General features: G+C 67.6%; 18 protein-coding genes. 14 read left to right on the top strand and 4 right to left on the bottom strand.

From position 1 onward, the window contains the following. Positions 1-171: 171 nt before the first annotated feature. On the bottom strand, positions 172-1,065 hold the full coding sequence (locus NNX38_RS02545; RefSeq protein ID WP_255796581.1) for a dihydrodipicolinate synthase family protein: 894 nt from the start codon (positions 1,063-1,065) through the stop codon (positions 172-174). A gap of 11 nt (positions 1,066-1,076) precedes the next feature. Continuing rightward, entirely contained in the window at positions 1,077-1,991 is a 915-nt protein-coding gene (locus tag NNX38_RS02540; protein ID WP_255796580.1) for an EamA family transporter, read from the bottom strand. Between the two features lie 45 nt (positions 1,992-2,036). On the opposite strand from NNX38_RS02540, the gene NNX38_RS02535 reads away from it, so the two are divergent. Together NNX38_RS02535 and NNX38_RS02530 are read left to right on the top strand one after the other, a co-directional pair. Next, on the top strand, positions 2,037-2,513 hold the full coding sequence (locus NNX38_RS02535; protein WP_255796579.1) for a MarR family winged helix-turn-helix transcriptional regulator: 477 nt from the start codon (positions 2,037-2,039) through the stop codon (positions 2,511-2,513). Between the two features lie 107 nt (positions 2,514-2,620). Beyond that, positions 2,621-2,848 (top strand): hypothetical protein, encoded by a 228-nt coding sequence (locus NNX38_RS02530; protein ID WP_255796578.1) that lies wholly within the window; start codon positions 2,621-2,623, stop codon positions 2,846-2,848. A gap of 201 nt (positions 2,849-3,049) precedes the next feature. Here NNX38_RS02530 and NNX38_RS02525 read toward each other — a convergent pair whose 3' ends face one another. Further along, a complete protein-coding gene (locus NNX38_RS02525; RefSeq protein ID WP_255796577.1) occupies positions 3,050-3,652 on the bottom strand; it encodes a hypothetical protein in 603 nt (200 codons plus the stop codon). A gap of 140 nt (positions 3,653-3,792) precedes the next feature. On the opposite strand from NNX38_RS02525, the gene NNX38_RS02520 reads away from it, so the two are divergent. From NNX38_RS02520 to NNX38_RS02465, 12 genes are all read left to right on the top strand, one after another. Next, the gene (locus tag NNX38_RS02520; RefSeq protein ID WP_230022403.1) at positions 3,793-4,131 is read left to right on the top strand and encodes a PadR family transcriptional regulator; all 339 of its coding nucleotides are present in this window, start codon (positions 3,793-3,795) and stop codon (positions 4,129-4,131) included. Then, positions 4,128-5,156, top strand: coding sequence for a hypothetical protein (locus tag NNX38_RS02515; protein WP_255796576.1), 1,029 nt, complete (start codon positions 4,128-4,130; stop codon positions 5,154-5,156). Before NNX38_RS02520 ends, NNX38_RS02515 begins: the two co-directional genes overlap by 4 nt. 138 nt (positions 5,157-5,294) lie before the next feature. Then, positions 5,295-6,260 (top strand): hypothetical protein, encoded by a 966-nt coding sequence (locus NNX38_RS02510; RefSeq protein ID WP_255796575.1) that lies wholly within the window; start codon positions 5,295-5,297, stop codon positions 6,258-6,260. Positions 6,261-6,449: 189 nt separating this feature from the next. After that, on the top strand, positions 6,450-7,241 hold the full coding sequence (locus tag NNX38_RS16880; protein WP_370646352.1) for a GNAT family N-acetyltransferase: 792 nt from the start codon (positions 6,450-6,452) through the stop codon (positions 7,239-7,241). 77 nt (positions 7,242-7,318) lie between these two features. Beyond that, positions 7,319-8,560, top strand: coding sequence for a glycosyltransferase 87 family protein (locus NNX38_RS02500; RefSeq protein ID WP_255796574.1), 1,242 nt, complete (start codon positions 7,319-7,321; stop codon positions 8,558-8,560). Positions 8,561-8,680: 120 nt separating this feature from the next. Next, positions 8,681-9,493 (top strand): mycofactocin-coupled SDR family oxidoreductase, encoded by an 813-nt coding sequence (locus NNX38_RS02495; RefSeq protein WP_255796573.1) that lies wholly within the window; start codon positions 8,681-8,683, stop codon positions 9,491-9,493. A 170-nt stretch (positions 9,494-9,663) separates the two neighbouring features. Beyond that, positions 9,664-10,683 (top strand): VOC family protein, encoded by a 1,020-nt coding sequence (locus NNX38_RS02490; RefSeq protein WP_255796572.1) that lies wholly within the window; start codon positions 9,664-9,666, stop codon positions 10,681-10,683. 4 nt (positions 10,684-10,687) lie between these two features. After that, positions 10,688-11,662: a fumarylacetoacetate hydrolase family protein gene (locus tag NNX38_RS02485; protein WP_255796571.1), complete on the top strand. Its 975-nt coding sequence runs from the start codon at positions 10,688-10,690 to the stop codon at positions 11,660-11,662. 65 nt (positions 11,663-11,727) lie between these two features. Beyond that, positions 11,728-12,669, top strand: a complete 942-nt coding sequence (locus NNX38_RS02480; RefSeq protein WP_255796755.1) for a cyclase family protein — start codon at positions 11,728-11,730, stop codon at positions 12,667-12,669. A 44-nt stretch (positions 12,670-12,713) separates the two neighbouring features. Beyond that, positions 12,714-13,841, top strand: coding sequence for an FAD-dependent monooxygenase (locus NNX38_RS02475; RefSeq protein ID WP_255796570.1), 1,128 nt, complete (start codon positions 12,714-12,716; stop codon positions 13,839-13,841). After that, positions 13,838-14,956 (top strand): amidohydrolase family protein, encoded by a 1,119-nt coding sequence (locus NNX38_RS02470; protein ID WP_255796569.1) that lies wholly within the window; start codon positions 13,838-13,840, stop codon positions 14,954-14,956. Before NNX38_RS02475 ends, NNX38_RS02470 begins: the two co-directional genes overlap by 4 nt. Continuing rightward, positions 14,949-15,950: a fumarylacetoacetate hydrolase family protein gene (locus NNX38_RS02465; protein WP_255796568.1), complete on the top strand. Its 1,002-nt coding sequence runs from the start codon at positions 14,949-14,951 to the stop codon at positions 15,948-15,950. The genes NNX38_RS02470 and NNX38_RS02465 overlap by 8 nt, the downstream gene beginning before the upstream one ends. 4 nt (positions 15,951-15,954) lie before the next feature. Here NNX38_RS02465 and NNX38_RS02460 read toward each other — a convergent pair whose 3' ends face one another. Then, positions 15,955-16,911 carry a LysR family transcriptional regulator gene (locus NNX38_RS02460; RefSeq protein WP_255796567.1) on the bottom strand — a complete coding sequence of 319 codons (957 nt, stop codon included), beginning with the start codon at positions 16,909-16,911 and terminating at the stop codon, positions 15,955-15,957.

Here is a 16,911-nt window from a genome sequence, read left to right as displayed (position 1 = left end):
AGGAGTTTTTGCGTGCTGCAGCCCGGAAATCAGGTGCGAAACCCGCTGGTTTGTGCGTTTTCCCTCCAGTTTGGGAAATCCCTCCGCTGCGCCGTGGCAGGGATTTCCCAAACCGTGGGGTTTTTCCCAAACCGGAGGAGTTTTGCGTCCTGCGGCGGGACGCGCCATGCGTTAACCGGCCGCTGAACCTAGAAGCTTCCGCAGCACTCCGCCGATCCCCCTCTGAACGTCCCCGGACAGCGGCCGCAGAGGGGCCGGCAGATTCTCCCTCGGCAGCAGGCCCAGCTCCGCGGCAATTGCGGAGGTCACCCGCAGGCTGCCGAACTGCCGGAACAATTCCCAGACCGGTGCCAGCTGCGCCGACAAACGCCGGGAGGTCTCGGCGTCGCCGGTCTGCGCGGCGCGGGCGATGGCGAGCGCCAGATCCGGCAGGGTGCCGCCCAGCACGCTGAACCACACGTCCGCGCCGGCGAGCAGTGCGGGGGCGGCAAACTCGTCGCCGCTGACTCCCAGGGCCACATTGGCGGGCAGCGCGGCCCGCACCTCCCGGATCCGCCGCTCCGCTTCGTCAACGGGCCGGGGCGGAATCTTCACCGCCTCCACCTGCGGCAGGGCACCGAGCCGGGCATAGAACTCGTCCGTGAACGTGAACCGGGTGGTGGTGGGATTGTCATAGATGCAGATGGGCACCGAACTGGCGGCGGAGACGGCCTCGAACAGGCCGGCCACCTCGTCCTCGGTCAGAGGCTGGTAGGACACCGGCGCGAGTAGCAGGCCGGCGGCACCGGCGTTCTGGGCATCCTCCGCTCCGCGCAGGACATCGGAGGTCCGCAGCGCTCCGATCCCTACGATCACGGGCACCGCCCCGGCCGCCTGCACCGCGGCCGTTGCCACCCGGCGTCGTTCCTCGCGGGACAGATAGGCGTAACTTCCGGTGGAGCCCAAAGCACCGATGGAATCCACCCCGGCCGCCACCGCGCGGCGGACCAGCGCGGCAAACAGGTCCTCATTCACCGTGTCGTTGATAACGGGTGTCAGGGGAAAGGCGGACAGACCTGTGAACACGGGACCTCGTTTCAGCGTGGGGAAACCGACCGGCCCAGCACATCATGTGTGCGCACGGCCGCGGCGGTGGCACGCCGATGTCCGGCCGGGCCGGCCAGCACCAGGGTGGCCAGGACCATCGCCGCGCCCAGGCACTGGCCCGGACTGAGGACCTGCCCGGCGAGCAGCCAGCCGGCGGCGGCCGCAACCACCGGGCTGAGCAGCCCGAGCAGTGCGGTGCTTGAGGCGGGCAGCCGGTGCAGGCCCCGGAACCAGAGACAGTAGGCCAGTGCCGTGCCGATCACGCCGAGGTAGGCGTACCCGGCCAGGTTGACGCCGGTCAGTGCCGGCGGCGGACCCTCCACCAGCAGGGCCACCGGCAGCAGGAACAACCCGCCGGCCACCAGCTGCCAGGACGTGGTGGCCAGCAGCGTGTCCGGTGTGCCCCACTTCTTCGTCAGGACCACCCCGGCCGCCATAGCCACCGCTCCTCCCAGCGCGGCGGCCACACCCAAGGCATCCAGCCGTGCCTGGGCCTGCAGTACCAGCAGTCCGACGCCGGCCAGCCCGGCCACGCCTGCCGCCAGTTTCCGCCCGGTTAGGCGTTCGCCGATCCACCGCGAGGCGAACAGGGCCACCAGCAGCGGCTGCACCGCACCCACGGTGGCGGCCACCCCGCCGGGCAACCGGTACGCGGCCACAAACAGCAGGGCGAAGAACAGCCCGATGTTCAATGTCCCCAGCACGGCCGAGCGCCACCACCAGCCGCCGCGGGGCAGCCGCCGCACCAACAGGAGCAGCAGCAGGCCCGCGGGCAGCGAGCGCAGCAGCGCAGCCAGGAGCGGACGGTCCGGCGGCAGCAGTTCCGCGGCCACGATATAGGTGGTGCCCCAGACGATCGGCGCCAGGGCCGTCGTCGCGACCAGAAGTCCAGTTTTGCTAAGCACTTAGCAAACATAGCTAAGTGCTTAGTTAATTGCTAGGGTGCATTCATGAACGATCACGTGGCCATGGTTCTCCGGCAGTGGGCGGCGGAGCGGCCGGACCTGGATGTCTCCCCCGTGGCCGTGGTCGGCCGGCTGTCCCGGGTGGCACGCCGGTTCGATGAACAATTGGCCGCAACCTTCGCCAAGCACGGCCTGGATGCGGCGTCCTTCGACGTGCTGGCCACACTGCGCCGGTCCGGTCCGCCCTATACGCTCAGCCCCAAGGACCTCACCGCCACTTCCATGGTCACTTCCAGCGCCATTGCGCAGCGGCTGAACCGGCTCGAGGAGCAGGGATACGTACTGCGTTCCCCCAGTTCCGTGGACCGGCGCGGAAAGCAGGTGACCCTGACCGACGCCGGCCGGGCCGCCGTCGACGCCACCCTCCCGCACCATGTGGCCACCGAACACCGACTGCTGGCGGCCCTGGACAGCGGCGAGCGGGAGGCGCTGGCAGCCCTGCTGGCCAAGCTGGACACCTGACGGTTTGCCTTCCGCTTGCGGGTCGGCTGCTGAGGTTTTCCACATTCAGGGATTCCCTGCCGGCGGGGCGGCAGAACCCGGAAAATCCTGGAAGAGCACCGAATGCCTTGATGTGGCATGTCATCGAGGATTCTTCCGTCATCGGAACAGCGAACGGGATGGCCTACTTCGCGGCCGCGGGGTACAGCGACTCCCCCGGTCCGGCGAGTCCGCACGTCTACTGGTGGAACGGAACCGGTTACGAGCAGCTGACCGAGGTGTCCGACGACGGCACAGTGATGATCCGGGTGAGCCCGGGATTCCAGGCCGTCCTGGAAAAGGTGATGAAGGGGTAGGGGCCACCCGGGCTCAACGGCGGGCGAATCCCTGCGGTTTTTCGCTACGCGCTGCACTGCGGTTTGTCCCTACGCGCTGCGCAGATTCCCGCGGTTTGTACGGATCCCTGCGCCGCGCAGCGCAGGGATTGCCACAAACCGCAGGGTTTTCCCCAAACCGCAGGGGCGTCCGGCCCGGATTCCATCTCTCCGGACACCCGGTCAGGCGGCAGGTGCGGAACCCCTGCCCGGGAAGCTCAGCACGGGCCGCTTCCAGGCCACCCACGCGCTGAGGACGCCAATGGACGAGCGACCGAAGTAAAAGACCTCGGGCGGTATCCCGACAAGTCCAATGCCGCTGTTGCCCCCAAGCATCAGGAACATGCCCGAAAGCGGGAGGGACATCAGCGGGATAAGGACAAGGCAGGCCCAGGGGCGCACCTTGTGCCCGGCAGCAGCAAGAACCGCGCCAAGAACCACCAGTTCCAGGGACCACCATGCCAACCGCTGGTCATTGATGAGGTAGGGGCCGCCCCAGAAGGTGCGCTGGGCTCCCCCGCCCTGCAGATAGCTGGTGAGGGTGAGGAAAGCACCAAGTGCTGGCGCGCCGATGAGGACAACGTTTCGGAGCAGCGGGGTCCCGATGGGGTCACCACTCAACGCCAGCAGACCCGCTACGGCAAAGAGGGCAAACACCAGCGGATGCACCGGGATGGGTGGATCCGTGACGCCGAGGATGACCGCCAGGGCGATGCTTGCAGCCACGGAAGCCAGCTGCAGGAATATGGCAGTAGTGCGCCGTCCGGCTGCCCGGGCTCCGAACATGAGTATGGCAAGGACTTTCAGCCGCGATTACGACCCCGCAAATCCGGACCCCATAGCCCAGGCAGCAGTGAAACAACCGTGACCCAACCGTTATATACATTTCTTCCCTATATTCAGTTTTTCTGACTATCGTTCTCAGCATGAGCAAGCATGAAATGCGCGAACCGACCTTCCTGGTCCTCTCGGCCCTGGCTGACGGACCCAAGCACGGCTACGCCCTGATCGCAGAGACGAAGGATCTCTCCGGCGGTCGGGTGAAGCTGCAGCCCGGCACCCTCTACGGGGTGCTGGACCGGCTGCGGGAAGACGGGTTGGTGGAGATTTCCGGCGAGGACGTGGTGGACGGCCGAGCCCGCCGCTACTACCGGATTACCGACGGCGGCGCCGCCACCCTCGCTCGGGAAGCGGACCGTCTGGCAGCCAACGCCCGGCAGGCCATGTCGAAGCTGCGACTGCGTGCAGCGCAGGCCGGAGCATGAACGGCGGAGCCTCCAAACTGGAGGCCACCTACACCCGGGCGCTGGGAGCCTACCCGCGCCGCTGGCGCCGGGAGCAGGGCGAGGAACTGATCGGCGTACTGCTCTACGTCGCCCGTTCCGAGCACCGCACCAAGGCCACCCCGGCCGAACTACTCAACCTCATAGGCAACGGCCTGGCTACCCGCGGCTTAGAACTGCTTGGCAGCGTGGGCCGGCGGCGACGCAACGGCATCGCCTTCACCGCCACCGTGCTGGCCACCTACCTTGCGCTCACCCTGACACTGCTGGGCGAATGTGGTCCGTGGGTCCGGCCGGGCACGCTGCGCTGGCGGCCCACGGGCGAGGGGTTCGGCGAGGCGTTCCTGGCCGCGGGACCGTTCACGACGGCGGCCGCGGCGGTTTACCTGGCATTGCTCGCCGGATTCGTTGCTGCACTGGCCGGCCGGCACTCCCTGCGCCGGACACTGCATCTCAGCGCGGCAGTGGCAGCTCCGCTGATTCCACTCTCCGGCGCCGTCGCGGGAATCCTCGCACCGCCGCTTACGCCCATGCTGGTGCTCAGCGGCCTGGCGCTGCTGGCCCTGATCGGCAATCCCGCTGCCGGCGCTTCCCGCCGTGTCCTGCTGGCTGCCGTCACGACCGCTGCCTCACTGGCGGGTTTGCTGCTGGCCGTAAGCCGCCTGGCCGGCGGTGCCGCCCTGTTCTTCTACGACGCCACAAGCGTGGTCGCCGTTGATGCCCGGTCCCTGACACTGGCAGCGGCGGCGCTGATGCTGGCCGTCGGAATGGTCCTGGTCAGCGGAAGCCGGATGATCCCCTGGACTGCTGGCCTGGCCGTGGCATCGACGCCGTTGCTGGTCCGGCTCTGGTCCGGAGGGTCCCTCGAAACCTGGCTTGCCGCCTCGGGCTTACCTGGTCCAGTTACCGCCCACTGGGAATGGGCGTTCCTAATACTGGCCTTGGCCACGGCAGCACTGACCGCCGCGGACCAGCGGCTCCGGTCCCGGCGGCTCCGAACCGCCTGACCCGCGTCCTCAGCTTCCCTGCACCACTCGCTCCACCAGCACTGCCTGCTCCACCTGATTACTGCTGTCGTTCTACGGACATGCTCCCGATGAGCCGGTCCGGCACCGCACCCTGGATTCAGTCTCGAAAGGCATACCATGAACCGCAACCGACTCTCCCCCGTTAGTCCCGCACCGGCCGCCGAGGCCGTCACCCCGGCCCGGCGTCGTCGTTATCTGGCCGGCCTCGGGGTCATCGCCCTCGGAGCCGCCGCTCTCGCCGGTTGTGCCGCCGATTCCGGCCTGGCACCCGTTTCGGAGTCCTCGGGTGACCCGTTCGAAATCTATTTGGCCGAAGATATGGAGGCCATTCACCTAGCCCAGGACACCCTCCGCTTCCAGTGCTACGCGGACAACGGCTATCCCGAATACGAGGCGTTCATCCCGGACGAACCGGCCGTGCAGTGGCGCGCCGATCTCCTGGACCAGCTCACCACCAATGACGCGTTCTTCGAAAGCGTGCAGGACGCCACGTCCAGCGGGCTCCGCGGCGAACAGTTCGGCCCGTCACCGGCCAAGGTCTTTGTGCATGACGACGCCTTCGAGGCAGTGTCCGAAGCCTGCAACACAAAAGCCTGGGCTGCACTGGGAGACAACGCCGAGCAAAGCCTGATCGACTACAACCGGCTCAGCAGCAAACTGGCCGGCGGCCTGGCGGACCGGACGTTTGAGGCCCTGGCACCCCTCCAGCAGAAAGTGGTCCAGTGCCTGATCGACGACGGGGCGCCGGTAACGCCGGCGTCCGGCGAGCTGTACGGCTTCACGTCGGACGTCGAGCTCGGTACGGCAGTGGAATACCCGGAGCGCAGCGGCCCGAAGCAGGCCTCCGGTGTGGAAATCATTCCCGCCGACGTCGAAATCACGTACGCACCCACTCCCGCCGAAGCTGCCCTGGCCGTGAAGTACTACAACTGCTCCCTGGAAACGGGCGTGCGGGATGAATTCGACGCACTAATCCTTGGGACCAAGAAAGAGGTTGTCGCCGAGCACGCAGCCGAGCTGGAGAAATCCAATCCCCGGATCGCCGAGCTTGCCGCCGCCGCCCGGGAGCTCACCGACCGCTAACCTCGCCTGCTGACGCCGGTGTCCGCCGTCACGGCGGGCACCGGTTAGACTCTGGCTGAGAAGACGCGGCGTGCGCCACCAGCTGCAAGGCGGCAGGTCGCCGACGCCGCCCTGCCGGGACAACAGCCTTTCGTCCCTGATACACCCCAGGAGCCCCCCGTCTCCGTTTCAAAGCTGGAAGAAGTAGAAATGCCCGGTTCCACCCCCACCCCGCCGCCGATCCGCGTTCCGGGTCGGGTGCCGTTCGCCGGTGCGGACCAGCAGGCGACGACGGCGGCCCTCCCCCTTATCCCGGACGTCCGCGACACGCACCCCGCCGTCCGGGGAGGGCAGGACGGACCGCGCGCTCTGGAGGCGCACCGGGTGAGCGTAATCCGGGACGATCCGGGCAAAGGGGATGTCCGGGCCCTGCTCGCAGAGAACCGCGACCTGCTGTATCCCGCCGGAACGGTAGCCGCGGGTCTGACTCCTCCGTCGCTGCGGGACCCCTCGGTCACTTTCTGGACGGTCCGGGAAGACGGCGCCCTGCTGGGCTGCGGCGCATTGAAGGAACTTCCTCCGCTGTTCGGAGGAGCAGCAGGCGAATACGGCGAAATCACCTCGATGCGGACGGTCGAGTCCGCCCGCGGACGGGGTGTTGCGCAGATGCTCCTGCAGCAGATCATCACGAACGCCCGTGCCCGCGGCTACATCGCGTTGCTGCTGGAAACCGGAACACAGGAGTTCTTCGCCTCGTCCCGGCGGCTGTATCAGCGCCACGGTTTCTCCGTCTGCCCGCCGTTCGGCACTTACCGCGCCGACCCCAACAGCACCTTTATGTGCCTGAATCTGCGCGCCCCAGCGGCAGGGCCCGCGGAAGCCGCCGCCCCGGACGCAGCCCCCGAGGGCAAGGTCTACGCCAAGCCCGGGACCCTGACAGGGATCCTGGCCGCGCAGCGGGCCCTGGCATCGACCCCGATTCCGAACCCGAGACGCCGCTAGGGCCCACCTGCCAGGAACGCAGAAGGAACCCCCAGGCCCAATAACGCGCCGTGATGCCGCCGTCTAAACTGGCAGGCATGGCATTATCAACGGCGGACCCGGCGTCCCGTCCCCGCACCCGGATCCTCTGGCTCGCCCTCGGCCTGCCCGCCGCCCTGGTCCTGGTGGTCCTCGGCGCCCAGATCCACGGCCTGGATTTCACCGTGTACCGCGAAGGGGCCCGGGCCTTCCTGGGCCTGGGCGAGCACCGGCTGTATGACCCAAGCCTGGTCGAAACGGACACCCGCGGCCTGCCGTTCACGTATCCGCCCTTCGCCGCCCTGCTGCTGACGCCGTTCGCGGTTCTCCCCGAGGCCGTGGGGCTGGTCCTGCTGACGGTGACGTCGTGCGCCTGCCTGGTGCTGACCGCCTTCCTGGTTGCGCGCTACCTCACGGAAAACGAGGTGCTGCCGCCGCGGCTGCACACCGCCCTGGGCGGCAGCGCCGGCGTCGCGGTCCTCGCCACCCTGCTGATCGGCGTGCTCGGACCGTGGCGGGAAGGACTGGGCTTCGGCCAGATCAACCCGATGCTGATGCTCCTGATCGTCGCGGACCTGCTCCGGCCGGCGTCGTCAAAGATTCCGCGCGGCATCCTCATCGGGCTCGCCGCCGGCATCAAACTCACCCCGCTGGCCTTCGGGCTGATCTTCCTGGTCCGCCGCGACTGGCGGGCCATCCTGACGATGGGCGCCACGTTCGCCGCCACTATTGCCGTCGGCTGGCTCGCGTCGCCGGAGCAGTCGCGGACCTTCTGGTTCGACTCGCTCTTCAATTCCGACCGCGTCGGGGACACCACGGACATGTACAACGTGTCGCTGAATTCGCTCCTCGCGCATGTCGGGACACCCGAGGCGCTGCAGCGTCCGCTCTGGCTGCTGGCCTCGGCCGCCGTCGTCGTGCTGGGCTTCTTCGCCATCCGCCGCTCGGACGCGCGCGGTGACACCGTGGCGGCAATCAGCGCGAACGCCGTCGTGATGCTCGCGATCTCGCCGATTTCCTGGTTCCATCACTGGGTCTGGATCGCGCTGGTGCTGCCGGCGCTGTGGGTGGCGGTACGACGACGGCGGGCCGGGGTCCGCGGCGCGGGCATCGCCCTGCTAGTGGTGTTGGTGCCGGTGTTTATGCTGTCCTCGATCACCGTCACCATGATGCTGACCGGCGTCGTCAGCGGCCAGGGCCCGGCGGCGCTGGAGCTGTTCACAAGCCTGGGCGTCGTGCTGCCGGTCGCCGCGCTGGCGTTCTGGGCCACCGCGCCGGTGCCGGCGCGTTCGGCCGGCTAAAAGCGGCCCGGCGAAAATCGAGTACATTCTGCTCCCCACCGGATGGCACCGCATGTTAGCTTGTCGGGCACTGTCGGGAATCAACGGCGTTTCCTGACTCGACGCATGAAGGAGTCCCTCATGGGCAAGCTCGACGGAAAAGTAGCGTTCATCACCGGTGCGGCACGAGGCCAGGGGCGAAGCCACGCCATCAAGCTGGCGGAGGAGGGTGCCGACATCATTGCCGTCGACATCTGCAGTCAAATTGAGTCGGTCGAATACGACATGGCGACCCCGGAGGACCTTGCCGAGACGGTGCGCCTCGTCGAAGCTCTCGACCGCCGGATCTTCGCCCAGCAGGCTGATGTACGCGACCTCGCCGCGCTCGAGAAGGCGGTCAAGGAGGGCGAGGTTACCGTCGGCCCCATCGACATCATCCTGGCCAACGCAGGCATTGCACCTCTCGGACTGAGTGGTGATCGCGAGCAGCCTTTCCTCGATGTCATCGACGTCAACCTCACAGGCGTCTACAACACGGTGATTGCTGCTGTGCCAAACCTCATCGCGAAGCAGGCGGGCTCCATCGTCCTGACGAGTTCCACCCAGGGCCTCAAGGGAACCGGCGGCAACGGTGGAGCCGGAACCGGCTATGCCGCCGCCAAACACGGAGTCGTGGGGCTCATGAGATCGTTCGCCAACTGGCTCAGCCCGCAGAACATTCGCGTCAACTCGATCCACCCGACGGGAGTCGCGACCCCCATGGTCCAGAATCCGGTCCTCGAGAAGCTGTTCGCCGACAACCCGGACAGCGGCGATGCGGTCAAGAACCTGATGCCTGTTCCGTGGGTCGAGGCCATCGATATCTCCAACGCGATTGCTTTCCTGGTGAGCGACGACGCCCGGTATATCACCGGCGTGACTCTCCCCGTGGACGCGGGCTTCAACGCCCGATGAGGCCGAGGGACCCGCGTGTGGAGGAGGCCGGCCGGGCCCTTCGGAGCGGGCCCGGCCGGCCATCCACCGCATGGATACCTGCCATAGGAAAAGAGCGCTTCCACAACTACGTGGTGACGATCACAGTTAGGTTCTGAAAAGCTCCGCACCTAACGATTGTGAGAAAGCCCGTGGAACGACTGCTCTCCCATCTGGCACACCTGGAAATCACCAGCCCCGACGTCGAGGCCTCCACCCGGTTCTACGTGGAGAAGTTCGGCATGCGCCTGGTGGATTCCCTTGACGGCGTTTCCTATCTGCGCTGCTGGGGTGACCACTACCGGTACAGCCTGGTGGTGCGGCCAGGGGAAGAACCGTCCCTGGCGAACATGGCCTGGCGCACGGCCTCCGCTGAGGCACTCGAGGCGGCGGCGGCAAACGTGGAAGCCGCGGGTGTGCAGGGCGAATGGATTCCGGGCGGGCACGCGCACGGCAAGGCCTATCAGTTCACCGGCCCCTACGGGCACCCGATGAAACTGTTCTACGAAGTGGAACCGTATGTAGCGGAACCCGACTGGAAATCCATCTACCCGGACCGGCCGGAACGGCGGAGCAGCCATGCCGCGGCGCCGCGCTTCCTGGATCACGTGACCGTGGCCAGCAGCGATGTCACCGGGTTCGCCGACTGGTACAGCGCTGCCCTGGGCTTCCGGATCATGGCCTTCACCACCTTGGACGAGGCGCCGATCACCGTCTTCTCCGTGCTTACCACCAATGAAAAATCGCACGATTTGGGGGTGGTCATGGATACCTCGGGCCGGGCCGGACGCGTCAACCACATCGCGTTCTGGGTGGATTCCCATGAGGACCTGCTCCGCGCCGCAGACGTGTTGATGGAAAACGGCACCCCGATGGAATACGGCCCCTCCATCCACGGCATCGGAGAGCAGAACTTCCTGTACTTCCGGGAGCCGAGTGCGCTGCGGGTGGAACTGAACTCGGGCGGCTACCGCAACTACGTGCCGGACTGGGAGCCGCGCACCTGGACGCCTTCCCAGGGATCAAACAACTTCTACCGCAACGGGGCCATGCCGCATTCGCTGACCGAATCCTTCCCGTTGGCGGACGGGTTCACTGCCACGGAGGAAGGCGCCTCGGAGGAAATGAAACAAGCGCTGATCAACCCCTACGCCAAGCACGGCAGGGGCTAAGTCGATGACCTACTCGCTGATCACGTTTCGGGACCCGGGCACCGGTGAGACCCGGGCCGGACTGGAATCCGGCGGCCGCGTCCTGCCGCTGACGGACACGAACCTGGACCTGCCCGGAAACAGGGTCACCTTGGAAGCGGTAATCGAACACTGGGACAAGGCCGAGGGCCAGCTGGACCGGCTTGCGGAAGAGTCCGCCGGTGAGTCCGCCGGCTGGCTGGACTACGCGGACCTCACGGTGCTTGTGCCGCTGCGGCCGCAGCAGGTCCTGCAGGCCGGGGCCAATTACCGCCAGCACGTGATTGACCTGGCAGTGGCGCACCGCGACGGTGAAGGCACGGAGGAGGAAATCCGGGCACGGACCGCCGCCACGATGGACCGGCGGGCCGGCGAGGGTACCCCGTACTTTTTCATCGGCCTCCCGACGGCGATGGCCTCCGCCACCGAGGATCTGGTGCTCCCGGCCTACAGCCAGTCCCATGACTGGGAACTGGAGCTCGCCGCCGTCGTCGGCAAGCGGGCGTTCCGTGTGAGCCCCGAGGAGGCCCTGGATTACGTCTTCGGCTACACGATGGTCAACGACATCACTACCCGGGACCTGGTCTTCCGCAAGGACATGCCGGCCATCGGCAGTGACTGGTACCGGTCCAAGAACGCCCCGGGTTTCCTGCCGACCGGACCGCTGGTGCTGCCCGCAAAGTTCGTGGCGGATCCGCAGGACCTGATGGTGACGCTGCGGCTGAACGGCGACACCATGCAGTCGGAATCGACCGCCGACATGATCTTCACCGTGGCCCAGCTGGTTTCGCATGCTTCCCAGCAGATGCCGCTGCTGCCCGGGGACCTGGTTCTGACCGGCAGCCCCGCCGGGAACGGGGCGCACTGGGGGCGGCTGCTCCGCGACGGCGACGTTATGGAAGGCACGATTACCGGGTTGGGAACGCAGCTTGTGCGCTGCAGGGATGAGGTGGCACCGTGACCGGAATCAATGCCGAAGACCAGGAGCTGATCCGCCGCGACGACGCGCTGGGAAGCATCGAGGCGATGGCGGCTGCGCACAACAACTGGGGGCGCTGGGGTCCGGATGACGTCCTGGGCACGCTGAACTTCATCGACGAGGCCAAGCGGGTGGAGGCCGCCCGGCTGGTCCGCACCGGCCAGACCTTCTCCCTGTCCCAGCCGTTCAATACCGACGGTCCGCAGAAGGGCTGGCGCCGCCGCATCAACCCCGTCCACACCATGACCGACACGGGCACGGAAGCCGAGTTCGGCAACCAGGGATTTCCGCACGGCATCGGAGGAGCCGACGACTTCATCGCGATGCCGCTGCAGTGCTCCACGCAGTGGGACGGGCTCGGCCACATTTTCGACCGGGGAAAGGCCTGGAACGGCCGGCGGGCGGGGCAGGTGGTGACCAGCGAAGGTGACCAGCTCACCGGAATCCAGACCGCGGCGGCCCGGATCGTGACCCGGGGCGTGCTGCTCGACGTCGGCCGGGCGCTGGGCCCCGGCGCGGGCAGCGACGACGGGGAGCTGCCGGACGGATTCGCCATCACCGCCGAGCACATCGAGGCCACCATCGAGAAGCAGGGGCCCAGCTCGGAGATCCGGCGCGGTGACATCGTGGTGCTGCGCACCGGCCAGTATGCCCGGACCCTGCGGCAGGGGTGGGGGGACTATGCGGGCGGGCCGGCGCCGGGGCTTTCCTTCAGCATGGCGCCCTGGCTGCATCGCAGCGAGATCGCCGGGATCGCCACCGACACGTGGGGTTTCGAGGTCCGGCCGAACGAGTTCGACACCGCGTTCCAGCCGCTGCACCAGATCGCCATCCCCAACCTCGGCCTTTATCTGGGCGAAATGTGGGACCCGGAGCAGCTTGCCGCGTCCTGCGCGGCGGACGGCCAATATGACTTTCTGCTGACCGCGGCTCCGCTGCCGATCACCGGTGCCGTCGGCTCGCCGGTTAATCCCATCGCCTTGAAGTAAGCCGTTACATAATCCGCCGGAATGAAAACAAGGGAGTTTGCATCATGGCAGCTGTGAACAGGGTAGGCATTGTCGGTTCGGGCGCAGCCGGGTTAACGGCGGGCATTCTGCTGGCCGACGCGGGCGTGGACGTGGAAGTGCTGGAGAAGGAAGCGGCACCGTCCCCGCTCGGCTCCGGCATCACCCTGCAGGGCAACGCCCTGCGGATCTTCCGGCAGCTCGGCATCTGGGACGAGATTGCCAGCAAGGGCTTCGCCTTCAGCGAGCTCGGCTTCCGCGCACCGGATCCGGCGGGAACCGTGCTGTCCGTGGTTGACGACGTCCGGACCGGCGGGCCGGACCTGCCCGCCACCCTGGGCATGTACCGGCCGGACCTTACCGACGCGCTCAGGCGCCGCGCCGCCGATGCCGGAGTGCGGATCAGCTACGGCAGGCGGCTCAAGGGGGTGGAACAGGACGCTGGTTCAGTCACGGTCATTACCGACGACGGCGACCGCCTCACCTATGACCTGCTGATCGGCGCCGACGGGCTGCACTCGACGGTGCGGGCCGCGATCGGGATCACCACCGAACCGGAGCCCACCGGGATGGGAATCTGGCGGGCATTCGTGGACCGGCCGGCCGACGTGGTCCGCACCGATCTGACCTACGGCGGGCCCTGCTACATTGCCGGGTACTGCCCCACCGGCCAGGACAGCATGTACGCCTACCTGGTCGAGGACGCCCAGGAGCGCAGGGTGGAGGACGGCCCGAAGATCATGACCGAACTTGCAGCAGCCTACGGCGGGCCGTGGACGGAGATCCGGGCCAGCCTGGACCACAGTGCGCGGATCAACTACACCCGGTTCACCGCCCACTTGGTGGACGGACCCTGGAACCGCGGCAGGGCCGTGATTATCGGCGACGCCGCCCACAGCTGCCCGCCCACCATTGCCCAGGGAGCGGCCATGGCCGTGGAAGACGGGGCGGTCCTGGCGGATCTGTTGACCAGCCGGGAAAGGCTGGATGAGTCACTCTGGGAGGCCTTCACGCAGCGACGGCTGGAACGGGCCCGCACCGTCATCGGGGGATCGGTGCAGCTGGGACAGTGGATGCTCGAAGGCCGGATGCGTGACGCCGACGTGCCGGGCGTGATCGCTAAAGTTGCGGCAACCGTGAGCCAGCCCGCATGACCGGAAAGAAGTCCGGGCCCGCGGTCGTGGACGTCCACGCCCACGTGGTGCTGCCGGCGCTGCAGGAGTATGTGGCGGCCAGCGCTCCGGCGGAGTTTGCTGCTGCCCAGGAGCTCGATGCCCGCCGGCAGGGACCCGAATCGGTGAAAGTCTCCGGCGCCATGATCCGTGAACGCTGGCCGCGGCTGGTGGACCTGTCCCGGCGGCTCGCGGACATGGATGCCGCGGGAGTCGACGTGCAGCTGGTCTCGCCCTCGCCGTCGCACTATTACTATTTCGCCGGCCCCGAGCTCGGCGGGGAAATCGCCCGCCGCGCGAACACCGCGGTCATGGAGCTGGTGGCGTCCGCCCCCGGCCGGCTTGCGGGACTGGGCCTGGTTCCGTTGCAGCACCCGGAGGCCATGGTCGCGGCACTGGACCACGCGGTGCTCGACTGCGGCCTGCTGGGGGTGGAAATCGGGTCCTACGCCCCCGGATTCGACCGGGTCCCGGGACAGGGGCCGAACGCCGGGACCGTGGAATTGTCCGACGCTCGCCTGGAGCCTTTCTGGGCCCGGGCCGAAGAACTCGGCGCGCTCGTTTTCCTGCACCCTTTCGGATGCTCGCTGGATGAGCGGCTGGACCGGTTCTACCTGGCGAATACCGTCTCGCAGCCGGCCGAAAACGCCGTCGCACTCTCCCACCTGATCTTCGCCGGGGTGCTGGACCGGTATCCGGAGCTGCGGGTCATCGCGGCACACGGCGGCGGATACCTGCCCACCACGCTCGGCCGGTCCGACCATGCCTGGCGGGTTCGGCCGGAGGCACGCGGCTGCGCCGCCCCGCCGTCGTCGTACATCAGCCGCCTGTGGTTCGACTCGCTCACCCACAGTCCTGCCGAACTGCACGCACTGGCCGGGGCCGCCGGGGCGGACCGGATCCTGCTGGGCTCCGACTATCCGTTCGACATGGGCTCGGAAGACCCGATAGGGGACGTTCGAGCCGCCGGTCTTTCCGTCCGGGAGGAGCAGGAAATCCTCGCCGGCAATGCCGCGGCCCTCGGGGTCCGGGCGGGCCGTGCAGAGGCCGGAGCCAGTGCTGCCGCTTCTAGGGAAGGAATTGAAATCGATGGTTAAGCTCGCACGCTGGAACGACGGCGGCGAGGTCCGCTCCGGCTTCATCCATGAGGACCGGGCCTACGCACTTCCCGCGGGACAGACTGCCAACGACCTGCTCGAGGCCGGGTTGGAGGAGACCCTGGCAACCGCGGACCGGGTCATCGGAGCCGCCTCGTCCGCGCCGCTGTCCGCCGTGGTGCTGCTGGCTCCGCTGGTCCCGGCCACCCTGCGGGACTTTGTTGCCTTCGAGGAACACGTCGAGGGGATGCGGATCAGCATCGACGGCGCACCCGGCGTTATGGAGGAGTGGTATCAGGCCCCCACCTTCTACTTCAGCAATCCGCACACCATCCGGGCCACGGGTGAAGAGATTCCCATCCCGGCCGGCTGCAGCCAACTGGATTTCGAAACGGAGGTCGCCGCCGTCGTCGGCCGGGTCCGCGGCAGCAGCGGCAGCAACCTCAGCGCCGTGCAGGCGCAGCAGCACATCTTCGGTTACACGGTATTTAACGACTGGTCCGCCCGGGACCTGCAGCGCCGGGAGATGAAGGTCAGTCTGGGTCCCTGCAAGGGAAAGGACTTCGCCGGCACCCTGGGTCCCTGGATTGTCACTGCCGACGAGTTCGCTCACCGGCACGACTCCGACGGTTTCCTGGCCCTGCGGATGAGCGTGGACGTCAACGGGTCCCGGGTCGGCGAGGACCTGCTGTCCAACATGGGCTGGCCGTTTGCCGAGCTGGTGGCCTACGCCTCGCAGGATTCCCGGGTGCTTCCGGGCGATGTGCTGGGGTCCGGCACCTGCGGCAGCGGCTGCCTCGCCGAGCTGTGGGGACGTCTCGGCGATCAGGCTCCGCCGCCCCTGCAGACGGGGGACAGCGTCAGCATGACGGTGGAGGGCATCGGCACCATCACCAACACCGTGGGACCCCGCCGTGAAGCATCCACCCTGGTGCGTGCCCGGCCCCGGCAGCGTCTGCCGCGCAGTTACGACGGCGCCGCGGAGCGGGGCTGAACCGTCAGGGCCGCGGTGTCCCGCCGACCTCCGCCGTGCGGGTCACGACGTTGTTCTCCGGGTGCCGTTGGGCGCAGGCGCGCTGGACCACGGAACGGAGCCACAGGTTCGCCGGGTCTTCGGCCCGGCTGGGGTGCCAGAACATGGCCTCCACCAGCACGGGTTCCGTCTCCGCGGGAAATTCAATGATCGAAATCCCTGCTCCCCGCTGGGATTTGAGGGCGAGCATTTTCGGAACCACCGCCACCAGGTCCGTTCCTTCGACGAGCAGCGGGAGGGCAAGCAGCCCGGATACCTGCGCGGCGACCCGGCGTTCAACCCCCAACGTTTCCCAGAAGAGGTCGGCAGGGGTTTTGATCGATGCACCGAAGTTACCCACGGCGTGCGGGAGCCTGCCCAGGTCCTCCGCACGGAGGGGCTCCGCCAGCACGATGGGATTCCCGGAATCGACCACCGCCACAAAGCTGTCCCGGAAGACCGCTTTTTTCTCCCCGGGCAGGGAGTACCCGGTGGGTCCCACCATCAGGTCGCAGCGGGTGAAATCGGCCTGGTGCAGGGGCATCGCATCTCCCGAGACAACGTTCACGCTGACACCGGGTGCCTCGACCTGCAGGATGCGGCGCAGCGGTTCCAGAATCACCGTTGCTGCGTAGTCCGACGCTGCGATGGTGAACTCGCGGTCGCTGGTGAAGGGATCGAACCTGCTGCGGATGCCGGTGACCCGGTCCAGGCCCTGCAGCGCCTCGTCCACCAGCGGGACCAGGTCCTGTGCCAGCGGGGTGAGCTCGAAGTGCCTGCCGGAACGGACGAGTAGTTCGTCGTCGAAATAGCGGCGCAGCCGGGAAAGCGCGGCACTTGTAGCCGGCTGACTCAGCTGCAGGTATTCGGCCGTCCTCGAGACATTGCGCAGCCGGAGCAGGGCCTGAAGCGTCGGCAGGAGGTTCAGATCGATGGACTTCAT

The organism is Arthrobacter sp. zg-Y238 (genome assembly GCF_024385525.1).
GTDB lineage: Bacteria > Actinomycetota > Actinomycetes > Actinomycetales > Micrococcaceae > Arthrobacter_B > Arthrobacter_B jinronghuae.
The sequence above is the reverse complement of the archived record's forward strand: the minus strand, read 5'-3'. Positions and strand labels throughout refer to the sequence as shown.

Bases quoted from the DNA above. Each gene is read 5' to 3' on its own strand.
- NNX38_RS02525 (WP_255796577.1), bottom strand. From the start codon at position 3,652: ATGTTCGGAGCCCGGGCAGCCGGACGGCGCACTACTGCCATATTCCTG.
- NNX38_RS02465 (WP_255796568.1), top strand. From the start codon at position 14,949: ATGGTTAAGCTCGCACGCTGGAACGACGGCGGCGAGGTCCGCTCCGGC.
- NNX38_RS02535 (WP_255796579.1), top strand. From the start codon at position 2,037: ATGAACGATCACGTGGCCATGGTTCTCCGGCAGTGGGCGGCGGAGCGG.
- NNX38_RS16880 (WP_370646352.1), top strand. From the start codon at position 6,450: ATGCCCGGTTCCACCCCCACCCCGCCGCCGATCCGCGTTCCGGGTCGG.
- NNX38_RS02480 (WP_255796755.1), top strand. From the start codon at position 11,728: ATGGCGGCTGCGCACAACAACTGGGGGCGCTGGGGTCCGGATGACGTC.
- NNX38_RS02475 (WP_255796570.1), top strand. From the start codon at position 12,714: ATGGCAGCTGTGAACAGGGTAGGCATTGTCGGTTCGGGCGCAGCCGGG.
- NNX38_RS02470 (WP_255796569.1), top strand. From the start codon at position 13,838: ATGACCGGAAAGAAGTCCGGGCCCGCGGTCGTGGACGTCCACGCCCAC.
- NNX38_RS02485 (WP_255796571.1), top strand. From the start codon at position 10,688: ATGACCTACTCGCTGATCACGTTTCGGGACCCGGGCACCGGTGAGACC.
- NNX38_RS02460 (WP_255796567.1), bottom strand. From the start codon at position 16,911: ATGAAGTCCATCGATCTGAACCTCCTGCCGACGCTTCAGGCCCTGCTC.
- NNX38_RS02500 (WP_255796574.1), top strand. From the start codon at position 7,319: ATGGCATTATCAACGGCGGACCCGGCGTCCCGTCCCCGCACCCGGATC.
- NNX38_RS02495 (WP_255796573.1), top strand. From the start codon at position 8,681: ATGGGCAAGCTCGACGGAAAAGTAGCGTTCATCACCGGTGCGGCACGA.
- NNX38_RS02515 (WP_255796576.1), top strand. From the start codon at position 4,128: ATGAACGGCGGAGCCTCCAAACTGGAGGCCACCTACACCCGGGCGCTG.
- NNX38_RS02520 (WP_230022403.1), top strand. From the start codon at position 3,793: ATGAGCAAGCATGAAATGCGCGAACCGACCTTCCTGGTCCTCTCGGCC.
- NNX38_RS02510 (WP_255796575.1), top strand. From the start codon at position 5,295: ATGAACCGCAACCGACTCTCCCCCGTTAGTCCCGCACCGGCCGCCGAG.